Below are 11,852 nucleotides of genomic sequence, written 5' to 3'. Positions count from 1 at the left end.
TGTCTATTAATATCGTAATAGCACAACGACTGTGATAGCTTAAATACAAACAATATTAATAAGTTATCTGTATGAGCACTTTGCCAAGTATAAAAATATTAACAAATTCTAGTCTGCTTTTTGATGTTTCTCACTACAGCGAACAACACATACTTGCGACGCAAAAAAAACTCTGGGCGCTGTCACAGTATTGTAAAAACACCAATGAGTTTATAGATTTAGTCCCCGGGATGAACTCATTAACCTTGTATTTAAAATCAGCCAGTAATTTACATCAATGGCAAAACACCTTAACAAAACTATGGGATGAGGTTGATGATTACGCCTTTGAAAGTCAGCATCATAAAATAGACACCTATTACCAAGGTGAGGATTTAAACTATGTGGCTAATTATCACAAGCTAACAATAGATGAGGTAATTAATTTACACAGTAAAGAAATTTACCATGTGTTGTTTTTAGGTTTTGTGCCCGGTTTTCCTTATTTACATGGGCTCAATTCTCAACTGTTTACCCCAAGGCGTGATAACCCACGAGTCAGTGTTCCTAAAGGCGCGATTGCGATTGGGGCAGACCAAACAGGCATTTATCCTGAAAACTCACCTGGTGGCTGGCATATTATTGCTCATACTGATGCCTGTTTATTTGATGCAACCGCCTCAAACCCTTGTTTATTTAAACCCGGTGACACCCTTGAATTTGTGCCTGTTAAAAGGAGTAAACAATGATTAAAGTAATCAAACCCGGTATACAGCTTACAATCCAAGATTTAGGCCGTGTGGGTTTTCGTCATTTAGGGGTTAGCCGCTCGGGTAGCTTAGACGCCTATGCGCACATTATTGCCAATCGCTTAGTAAATAATCACGATAACGATGCCGTACTTGAACTCACCGTTGGGTTATGTGAATTGCAATTTGAGTGCGATACCGTCATTGCTCTGCATGGAGCCGACTTAAACGCTAAACTTGACGCTCAAGCCGTTTACCCCGGGTGGAGTTATCCGGTAAAAGCAAAACAAACACTTAAATTTGATACAGGACGCGGTGGCTCCAGAGCTTACATTGCCGTAAAAGGTGGAATTGAATGCCCTGAAGTTATGGGTTCTAAATCAACCGACTTAGGGGCAGCCATTGGTGGTTTTAATGGCCGAGCATTACAAAGCGACGATATTATAAAAATAACCCCATATACTCAGCCTTGGCTATGCAATAAAGGTGCATTAACACCGCCTAAACGAAAAGTTATTCGGCTACATCAAGACCCACATCATGAACTACTTACACCTGAGTGTATAAACGCTTTCTGTACCACCTCATTTACTATTAACCCGAATAGTAATCGAATGGGAGTACGCTTAGATCATAATAACAGCCAAATAATGCAACACTCGCTCTCACTGCACTCACTCGCGGTAGCACCGGGAAGCGTGCAACTCCCACCTGATGGCAACCCAATTGTGCTGTTAAATGATGCACAAACAACGGGGGGCTACCCATTGATAGGCCATGTAATAGAGGCGGATTTACATCAGTTTGCTCAGTTTAGAACCGCCGATTCTATTACTTTTGAGTTTGTAACGCTTGAACAAGCAACCGCGGCAAAAAGTAAACTCGATGCGCATCTATCTCAGCTTAAACTGAGTTTAAATCACTATTGGGCTAATTAACATAATACGATAACGCTGTTTTCTTAATGATTATATTTGCACCCACTTGGTGCAAATATAAATTTTCATGAGCATTAAATGCTTATCCCTGCCTGTTTTAAATTAAAAATTGTACAATCAGTTGCTATCACACTATCAACCTCACCATGTTGGTGCACCAGTAACTTGTTTGGTGCATAAATTATTCTTATTAATTTAAAAAAGCCGTGTGACTTAGTTATTTATTTCTGATAAAACAAGGTTAGTCTTTAGCAAACTCGCTATCGTAGGCACTTAATAGGAATGAGGAAAAATTATGTGTTCAATTTTTGGTGTACTCGATATTAAATCGGATCCCAGCCAGTTACGCACTCAGGCAATCGAAATGTCTAAACTGTTACGTCATCGTGGGCCTGATTGGTCTGGTGTGTATTCATCTGATAAAGCAATTTTAGTGCATGAGCGCTTAGCCATTGTTGGCGTATCAAGCGGTGCTCAACCCCTTTACAACCCAGAAAAAACCCATATTTTAGCGGTTAATGGCGAAATTTATAACCACAAAGAGCTGGCCGCTAATTTAGAGGTCGACTTTGATTTTCAAACCCAGTCAGATTGTGAAGTGATTTTAGCCCTGTATAAACAAAAAGGGCCGGCATTTTTAGATGACTTAAATGGTATTTTTGCTTTTTGTTTATATGACGAAGAGCAAGACGCGTACTTAATTGGTCGCGATCACATTGGTATTATTCCACTGTACACAGGTCACGATGAGCACGGTAACTTTTATGTAGCGTCAGAGCTCAAAGCGCTGTCACCTATTTGTAAGCACATTGAAGAGTTTCCGCCGGGGCATTACCTGTACAGCAAAGACGGTAAATTAACCCCTTACTATAAACGTGATTGGCAACGCTTCGACGCTGTTAAAAACAACGATGCCAAAGCAGAAGATGTAAAAGATGCATTGGAAGCGGCGGTTAAGCGCCAGCTTATGTGTGACGTACCCTATGGCGTATTGCTATCGGGTGGCTTAGATTCATCGGTTATTTCCGCTATTACCCAGCGCTTTGCTGCAAAACGAATTGAAGATAACGATGAAAGCGATGCTTGGTGGCCTAAACTGCATTCCTTTTCGGTGGGTTTAGAAGGCTCCCCCGATTTAGCCGCAGCGCAAAAAGTAGCTGATATGATAGGGACTATTCACCACCCTATTATCTTTACTATTCAACAAGGTATTGATGCACTTAAAGAAGTGATTTACCACATTGAAACTTACGATGTAACCACCATTCGTGCATCAACCCCAATGTACTTAATGGCCCGTCAAATTAAAGCCATGGGTATAAAAATGGTGCTCTCAGGTGAAGGTGCAGATGAATTATTTGGCGGTTATTTATATTTTCATAAAGCGCCTAATGCACAAGAATTTCATGAAGAGCTGAACCGTAAAGTTTCAAAGCTCCATATGTTTGACTGTTTACGTGCCAATAAATCAATGGCGGCTTGGGGTGTTGAAGCACGCGTACCATTTTTAGATAAAGAGTTTGTTGATGTGGCAATGCGCATTAACCCTGAAGCTAAAATGTGTAAAGACGGCAAAATTGAAAAACACATTTTACGTGCAGGCTTTGACGGCTACCTCCCAGATGAAGTGTTATGGCGTCAAAAAGAGCAATTCTCTGATGGCGTTGGCTACAGCTGGATAGATACCTTAAAAGAATTTGTTAATGAGCAAGTAACGGATCAAGAATTGGCGAATGCCAAATTTAAATACCCAATTAACACGCCAGACTCTAAAGAAGCGTATTTTTACCGCAGTATTTTTGAGTCGCACTTCCCAGGCGATGCCTCGGCTAAGTGTGTACCACATGGTAAATCAGTTGCGTGTTCAACCCCAGAAGCACTCGCATGGGATGCATCATTTCAAAATAATGCCGACCCATCAGGGCGCGCCGCGGGCGTTCATAACGAAGCGTACAAATGAAAATTTAACCATCCTAAGCTGCAGTGTTAAAGCTGCAGCTTTTTTTGGTGTCTTTGTGCGTAATTTTCTTAAAATGCTTATTGCACTGAGAGAAGTGAATGAGAAGAAAATGAGAAAGTAAAAGCCATTCTGCCTCATCATTTTTGTTTAATTATGTGGCTTTGTTACTTCTCTAAAAGCGCAGCGTCTCTTTACCCTCTTCGTGAGTTAAGCTGTTAAGACTCAAAATAAATGAGAAAGCAAATTAGTTTAAACTGCAAAATAAGTATGCCACCTTTTTATAAAAACTACTTTAACATCGCTATTTTCATTGCTGATTCTATTAACCTCCCCTTGGCTAAAAATCCAAAGCTATAAAAATGTAATTAAAAAGTCATAAAAAAGCCCATTTAACAAATTACTCTTAGTTTTAAAAATCAGAGTACGCTTTTAGCGTATCAAATTAAGTGATTTATCTGTTTATACGCCCTATTAATATGAATATTCATTAACTTAGCTTTTGCATTCATTGCTATTTACGACTATAAAATAAAGTGCTAACGCGTTAGTTTTCATTTTCTTAGCGACCAGACATGTACAATAAAAAGACAAAGTCAGCTCAAAATTTTAGCAAAGTGTTAATTCTTTCGTATTTAATATTTAACTCCCCTAGCAGTAAAGGTATGATGGGCAATTAAATTAGTTAGTCTTCTAATTATTCGTGTTGTTAGCTTTGGCAAAGAATCTAATAAGACGAATACAGTGAACTATAAAAAACTGGCATTAAGCCAGCCTGTTTCATTAACCAATGAGGTATTGCATGAGCGAGAATCATGACAAGTACAGTATTGACAATACGGACTACACCGTAGGTCAAGACAACGTGCAAAAATGGGGGTTTGATATACATAACCCTGTATTCGGAATAAGTGCAGGGTTAATAGCGCTGTTTTTAATTGCCGTATTAGTATCTGATGCCGAAGTTGCTAAAACAACGCTAGATGGTATTAAAACCGATATTATTAATAATTTTGACGGCCTGTTTATGTGGGCTGCTAACTTCTTTGTTATTTTTTGTTTAGTTTTAATTTTTTCGCCTTACGGCAATATCCGTTTAGGCGGCGACGATGCTAAACCATCTCACTCTCGTATTTCTTGGCTGGCAATGTTATTTGCAGCAGGTATGGGTATTGGCTTAATGTTTTGGGGAGTTGCTGAACCGGTGGCTTATTACACCGGCTGGTATGAAACACCGCTTAATGTGGCTGCCAACACCCCAGAAGCAGCAAAGCTTGCAATGGGCGCAACTATGTTCCACTGGGGTCTTCATCCTTGGGCCATTTATGCGGTTGTCGCGCTTTCTTTAGCGTTTTTCACATACAATAAAGGCTTACCGCTTTCTATACGCTCAATTTTTTACCCTATTTTAGGTGATAAAGCATGGGGCTGGCCGGGGCATATAATCGATATTTTAGCTGTGCTTGCGACCTTATTTGGTTTGGCAACGTCTTTAGGATTAGGTGCTCAACAAGCTTCAGCGGGTATTAACCACGTATTTGGCCTTGAAGGTGGCGTAGGTTCACAAATTCTGGTTATTACAGGGGTGACGTTATTAGCCATTGTCTCAGTTATTCGAGGCATTGATGGTGGCGTTAAGCTACTAAGTAACGTCAATATGCTTATTGCTTTAGTGCTACTGGTATTTGTATGTTTAGTTGGTTTTGCTGTATCTATGGGTAATATACCAAACACGGTAATGGGCTATGTAGAAAACATTATTCCGTTAAGTAACCCACATGGTCGTGAAGATGAAACATGGATGCATGGATGGACAGTATTTTATTGGGCTTGGTGGATTTCGTGGTCACCGTTTGTAGGTATGTTTATTGCCCGTGTTTCACGTGGTCGTACAATTCGTGAGTTTTTAACCGCTGTACTACTTATTCCTACAGCAGTCACTATCTTATGGATGTCTATTTATGGCGGCATCGCAATTGACCAAGTAGTTAATGGAATTGGTGCCCTAGGAACTGACGGTTTAACAAGTGTGCCTATGGCGATGTTCCAAATGCTTGATGAAATGCCAATGGCGAACGTTTTATCTTTCATTGCTATTGTTTTAGTACTGGTATTCTTTATTACTTCTTCTGATTCAGGGTCACTTGTAATCGATTCAATCACAGCAGGTGGTAAGATTGATGCGCCGGTACCACAGCGTATTTTTTGGGCGTCTGTTGAGGGTGCTATCGCTGCTGCATTACTTTGGATTGGTGGCACTCAAGCGATTGAAGCACTGCAAGCGGGGGCTATATCAACCGGTCTGCCATTTACCATTGTATTGTTATTGATGTGTGTAAGCTTAATTTTAGGTTTACGAACTGAGCCTCGCCCAGTTAAATAACACAACACATTCCATAATAAAAAAGCCGCAAATTGCGGCTTTTTTTGTGCTCTATTTTTAACAGTAATGCTTCAATAGCTAAAGCCAAATTTCACTCACTGGCGTGTCTGATCTATAGTGGTAACTCAGCTGCGCTTGCAGCAGCTCGGCAGTGGCTAGTGCATCAGTAAGCGCATTATGGTTTTGATACAGTGGCAATGAATAACGCTCCCGTGTATCACTTAACCTAAGTGATCCTAGCTTTGAATTAAACAGCCTGCCTAATAACCCCTGCCGCGCTTTAAGCGCCCGCCTTTCTATTTCCATCGTATCAACTAGTGCAAACTCAATGCCCTCTTTTATACGCATAAGTAGCGCGTTATAAAAAAAATGACGTTCTATTGCAGCATAATGTACCACCACCACTTTGCCTTTAAGGGCATCAAGCAGTGGCGCTAAAATTCGATTAAGATCAGGGGCTTCATCCACTTCTGAATGAGTAATTCCATGAATAACTATTGACTCTTCACTTAAATCTCGTCGTGGTTGCACCACCCAGTGACGGCTCTCTTTACAATAAATACGATTCACATTAAAAGGCACCAGCCCCACACTAACAATATCATCGCTATTCGCATCAAGGCCGGTTGTTTCAAAGTCGAGCGCCACAAAAGGGACATCTTTAATTGGAGCAGCCTGATTGGTAAACGCTTGTTGATAAAAGTCTTTAAGTAACGGGTTTTGCGCAGTTTGCAATAACTGCTCGTAGCGCTGTGACCAATCTAACGGTGATTTAGCCATAACTTATTTCACACCCGGGTGCGCAGAATAGCTAAATTTTAAAAAGCTTTGCGCTTTTTCTAAAATAGCAAAGGCTTCTTTTAAATTACTTTGCTCAAAGGGTGAAAGTAAATGGGGGTCTAGATCGTTATCTGGGGCTTCACCCTGCTCTATTTGCCACGCCTGATGACGAATACGTACTGTGGCAATATACTCAAACGCATCACGTAAATCTTGTGCTTTACCTTTAGGCAGTAAATTTGCCTCTATAATATCTTCTAAGCGCTCAAAGGAGTTTTGTTTACGTGAGCCAACCGCTAAGGCGTGCACGCGCACCACATCAGATAGCGGCGCCGTACCACGGCGTTTTAAGTTCATTGACCGCTTATGCTGGCCATTATGCTCAAGCACAAAACCGTTAAAGAATCCTAATGGCGGCGTTCTATTGCGGGCATTGGCAGCAAGGTTCGCTAAAAAGCGTTTGTTTACTTTGCTTTCTTTGGCCACCAGCGTTTTAAGCTCATCGGCCCATTTTAGCTTGCCCCATACACCATCTAAGTCAAAAAATATCGAACTATTAAGCAGTGCTTGCGGTTTCGGCTCGGCCATCCAACTAGCAAATTTTTCTTTCCATTGTGTACGGGTCATACGCCATTTTTTAAACGACGCCATAATTTCACCGTCACAATAGGTATAGCCACATTTAGCTAAACCATCACACACAAAATCTGATAGGTTTTGAAAATACTCATCGTGCAGTGCTTCATCAAAACTATTATCCAAAATGAGAGCATTATCTTGATCAGTCACAATTAGCTGCTCGTCGCGGGCCATTGAGCCTAAGGCTATAAAACAATAAGGAATAGGCGGCTCGCCAAATTTTTCTTCGGCCAGTGCTAACAAACGCTGTTTAAAGGTACGGCCTATGACCGCCATAGCGGTTCCTATCATATGCGAATTTGCATCTTCATTAACCATACGTACAAATACATTAGGTAATTGGCGCGCGTAATGAACTAAGTCATCAACTGATTGCTGCGCTAAAATACCGCGTACTAACAGTAAGCTACTTTGTGATTCATAACGTAAAATGTCAGACAGCGATATTACCCCAATAGGCCGTTTTTTATGTACCACAGGTAAATGATGTAAGTTATCTCTTAGCATGGCTAATACGGCTTCAAACACATAGGCGTTGCTATCAAGTAGTACTAAGCTTGATGTCATTACTTCTTTGGCGGGTGTATCATATGTTAACCCTTGGGCAACCACCTTAGTGCGAATATCTCTGTCGGTTATGATCCCAACAACTTGACCGTCGTCTTCTTCTGGGTCGTCGCTTATTTGTTTTTCTATGTCGGTAACTAACACTGAAGAGACCGATTCTTGCGTCATTAAAAATGCGACGTCTTGAATAGCAGTTTGCATTGTTACTGTGACCACATCACGGTGTAATAATGACTTCACTTTCGCGGTGGTTAAATCATTGCTGTCGGCTTGCTCTACAATGGCTTGGTGCAAACGTACGTTACCATCCACTTCAAAAAAATCGGCAAAGGTTTCGTATTTATCACAATATTCGTTGAAGGTATTAACGTTAATACAATAGGTTAAGGTGTCTTCTAGGGCTCGAGCCGGAAAGCGCACTTTGCGGTTCATCAATAGGCCCATTTGGCCAAAAATGCCGCCTGTGGCTAAACGATTATAGAGCTCGCCATTACGACGTGAAATTTCAACCGAGCCACTACGAATAATATATAAGTCACTAATATCTTGGCCTAAATGTAAAATATCAGTTTGCGCACGAAAATAAGCAACTTCAATTTGCATTGCTAGTTCGTTTAGTGCCTCGCTCTCAAGCGTATCAAAGGGGGGGTGTTCAACTAAAAATTGGGCTATTTCAACTTGCTCGGCCTGCATGGGTGATCCTTGTGGCTTTAATCTAGTTGAATTGTGGGCTTAATTGGCTATTTTTTCAAAGAAAAATAGCCAATTAGCGTAATTAGTTAGTCAAGTTGCTCCAGCTCTTGGGCTAATTGCTTTGACTCATCGCCACGAGGACTGGTAAAGCGGGCTAATCCTAAATAAATCACCGGTGTTAAGTAAAGCGTAAACAATACTGCTAACGCAAGTCCACCAAATACCACCCAACCAATGGCATTACGTGCTTCTGCTCCGGCACCTGTTGACATAATGAGGGGTAACGCACCGAGTAAGGTCGATATTAAGGTCATGGTGATTGGTCTTAAACGTACCAATGCAGCTCGTTCAACCGCTTTTCGAACACTCAGCCCCTGATCTCTTAATTGATCAGCAAACTCGACCAATAAAATTGCATTTTTAGCGATTAACCCAATTAACATCACTAGGCCTATTTGCGAGTAAATATTCAGTGAGGTACCGGTTAAATACAGCGCTAGAATGGCCGATGTAATCCCAAATGGTACAGTGATCATTACCACGATTGCACTGTTAACATTTTCAAATTGCGCCGCAAGTACTAAAAACACAATTAAAAATGCCAATACGTAGGTCATTAATACTTCGTTGGAGGTTTCTTCAAATGTCAGTGCTTCCCCTTTAAATGCAAGAGTAATACCTGCTGGTAATGATTGCTCAGACACTTGCTTTATTTGTTCCACTAAGGTGGCAATTGTTAAGCCCTCAGGCAGCTCCATACTGAGCTCTATGGCACGGCGCTGAGCATGACGCTCAAGCTCGGCAGCAACCCCTTCCTCTGAAATGTTAGCGACACTACTGAGCGGCACCAATTGATTATTACGAGCTCTAATAAACAAGTTTGCTAAATCACTTGGGTCGTTAATAGTTTGATTTTGTGCCTGTAGCATAATAGGAATAGATTGATCGCCAATGTTTAAATCAGCGATATCGTCACCATTAATAGCGGCTCTTAATGTAATTGCGATATCACTTAAAGACACGCCAAGTTCTTCTGCGCGTCGTCTGTCAATATTAACACGCAATTGCGGCTGCGATGGCTGATACGATACTCTTACCGGCGCAACTTCTGGCACGGCTTTTTCAAGATCAGCTGAGAACTGCTGTGCAGCCTTAAATATTTCAAGATAATCTTGTCCAAGTAAAGCGATTTCTATGCCGCCACCTTGGCCACGTAAATTTAAGCTATTTGCCCCACCAGGGTAAGCTGGTGCGCCTGGGATGTTGCCTAAAGGCTGGCGAATTTTATTAATAATTTCTTGTTGGCTAAAGTTACGTTCATCCCAATGCTTTAATGGCACAGTAATAAACACAATATTGGGATCCCATTGCCCAACCACAGTGTAAATAGACTCAATTTCACCACTTTCAACGAAAGGCAATAAGGTATCTTCCATTTTAATGGCTTGTCTATCCATAAAGTTTAAGCCTACGCCATCAGGTCCGCGGGCAAATATTCTAATTTTACCGCGATCTTCAGTAGGGAGCAGTTCGTTATCTAAACTCATATACAAAGCACCCGAACCGCCTGCAACTAATAAACAAACAATAAAGGTAACCCACGCATGATCCAGTACTTTATGAATTGTTTTGGTATAAATATTGGCAAGCACGTTACCAAATTTCGCAAAGGGGTGAAAACCACCTTGCTTAAGCTTTAGTTTTGAGGTGAGCGCCGGTACTAACGATAAAGCAACAAAGCTAGATATAATTACCGCACCAGCTAGTACGCCACCAAACTCCCTAAATAAACGCCCTGCTGTAGAGGGTAAAAATGCGATGGGTACAAACACAGCCGCTAATACTGCAGTGGTGGCAATAACGGCAAAAAATACTTCGCGGGTACCAACAACCGCTGCGGCACGCCTTCCAAGGCCTAACCCTCGCTGGCGTTGAATGTTTTCACTCACTACAATTGCATCATCAACAATTAATCCTGTCGCTAATACCAGTGCTAATAAGGTTAAAATATTAATTGAAAACCCAAGTGCCCATATCAGTGCTAATGAACCTATAAGCGCAACAGGAATGGCAAATGCTGGGACTAATGTTGCACGCCATGAGCCAATAAACACCCACAAGGTGATGATCACTAGCAGTACCGTCAGTACCAATGAGTTAATCACTTCATCTACTGAGCTTCTAATAAACTGCGCGTCATCTGATGTTAGCGTAAACTCCATCTCAGGAAAGCGCTCCCGCATCCCCTCTATAAGGTTGAGTACTTCATCAGAAATTTCGATGGTGTTGGACTGTGCTTGGCGAATAATTTCCATACCAATAACAGGTTTACCATTAAGTCTTACCATAGAGCGCGGATCGGCCGGACCAAAGTACACGGCAGCAATATCGCTAATACGAGTATCGCCCTGAATTATAATGTCGCCCACCTGTGCGGGGGTAACAGACGTTGCATCAGCGCGCACTATTATTTGCTGATCGTTTGATTTTAAACTCCCTGCAGGCACATCAAAGGGGGCTTGCCTGAGTACATCGGCGACATCTGGAATCGTTAAATTAAAACTGCTGAGCTTTAATGGATCAATGCGAACCCTGAGCACACGTTCTCTATCGCCGTTTAATCGTACGTCGGCAACGCCAGGAATAGTTAAAAACTGCGGCGCTAAGTCAACATCAACCCGCTCTGTTAATGCCTCTAACGATAAACTTTCGCTTGATACTGTTAATGAAACCACCGCTTCAGCGTCGTTATCAGCCTTAATAATAGAAACGCGCTCTACCTCTTCAGGGAGCTCTCTTTGCACTCGAGCAACTGACTCACGCGTTTCATTCGCAGCGTCGTCAAGGTTAACACCCGGTCTAAATTCAACCACAATGCGTGAATTACCTTCTTCACTTTGTGCACGAATCGATTTAACACCGCTCACGCGGGCCACGGCACCTTCAAGTTTACTGGTAACTTCGGTATCAACGGTTTCAGGTGAACCACCAGGGAACGAGGCTGATACAGTAATACGGGGTCTGTCTACATCTGGAAGCTCTCGAACTTCTACGCCTGCTATGGCGGCAATTCCGGCAATAATAATCAGTAAATTCAGTACCACAATAAGCACTGGGCGGCGAATAGCCATTGATGGCAAGTCTTGCATCATAGGTTGCTGTTTCAT

The 11,852-nt window shown here is 41.7% G+C and carries 7 protein-coding genes; 4 read left to right on the top strand and 3 right to left on the bottom strand.

The window, feature by feature from the left end; translation table 11 throughout:
• Positions 1-71: 71 nt before the first annotated feature.
• The 4 genes from pxpB to QL986_RS00460 all read left to right on the top strand — a co-directional run bounded on the left by pxpB (position 72) and on the right by QL986_RS00460 (position 6,006).
• Positions 72-728: a 5-oxoprolinase subunit PxpB gene (pxpB, locus tag QL986_RS00475; protein WP_013464891.1), complete on the top strand. Its 657-nt coding sequence runs from the start codon at positions 72-74 to the stop codon at positions 726-728.
• The gene (locus tag QL986_RS00470) at positions 725-1,666 is read left to right on the top strand and encodes a biotin-dependent carboxyltransferase family protein (protein ID WP_016899942.1); all 942 of its coding nucleotides are present in this window, start codon (positions 725-727) and stop codon (positions 1,664-1,666) included. Before pxpB ends, QL986_RS00470 begins: the two co-directional genes overlap by 4 nt.
• A gap of 295 nt (positions 1,667-1,961) precedes the next feature.
• Positions 1,962-3,626: an asparagine synthase B gene (gene asnB, locus QL986_RS00465; RefSeq protein ID WP_016899940.1), complete on the top strand. Its 1,665-nt coding sequence runs from the start codon at positions 1,962-1,964 to the stop codon at positions 3,624-3,626.
• Positions 3,627-4,425: 799 nt separating this feature from the next.
• Entirely contained in the window at positions 4,426-6,006 is a 1,581-nt protein-coding gene (locus QL986_RS00460; protein ID WP_013464887.1) for a BCCT family transporter, read from the top strand.
• 78 nt (positions 6,007-6,084) lie between these two features.
• Here the strand turns inward: QL986_RS00460 and QL986_RS00455 are convergent, their stop codons facing one another.
• The 3 genes from QL986_RS00455 to QL986_RS00445 all read right to left on the bottom strand — a co-directional run bounded on the left by QL986_RS00455 (position 6,085) and on the right by QL986_RS00445 (position 11,852).
• The gene (locus QL986_RS00455) at positions 6,085-6,786 is read right to left on the bottom strand and encodes a 3'-5' exonuclease (protein WP_016899938.1); all 702 of its coding nucleotides are present in this window, start codon (positions 6,784-6,786) and stop codon (positions 6,085-6,087) included.
• Positions 6,787-6,789: 3 nt separating this feature from the next.
• Positions 6,790-8,685 carry a putative nucleotidyltransferase substrate binding domain-containing protein gene (locus QL986_RS00450; RefSeq protein WP_016899937.1) on the bottom strand — a complete coding sequence of 632 codons (1,896 nt, stop codon included), beginning with the start codon at positions 8,683-8,685 and terminating at the stop codon, positions 6,790-6,792.
• 86 nt (positions 8,686-8,771) lie between these two features.
• Positions 8,772-11,852 (bottom strand): efflux RND transporter permease subunit, encoded by a 3,081-nt coding sequence (locus QL986_RS00445; RefSeq protein WP_016899936.1) that lies wholly within the window; start codon positions 11,850-11,852, stop codon positions 8,772-8,774.

Source organism: Pseudoalteromonas sp. APC 3250 (genome assembly GCF_030407915.1).
GTDB lineage: Bacteria > Pseudomonadota > Gammaproteobacteria > Enterobacterales > Alteromonadaceae > Pseudoalteromonas > Pseudoalteromonas tetraodonis.
Note: the sequence above shows the minus strand (reverse complement) of the source record. Positions and strands in the feature narration are given on the sequence as shown.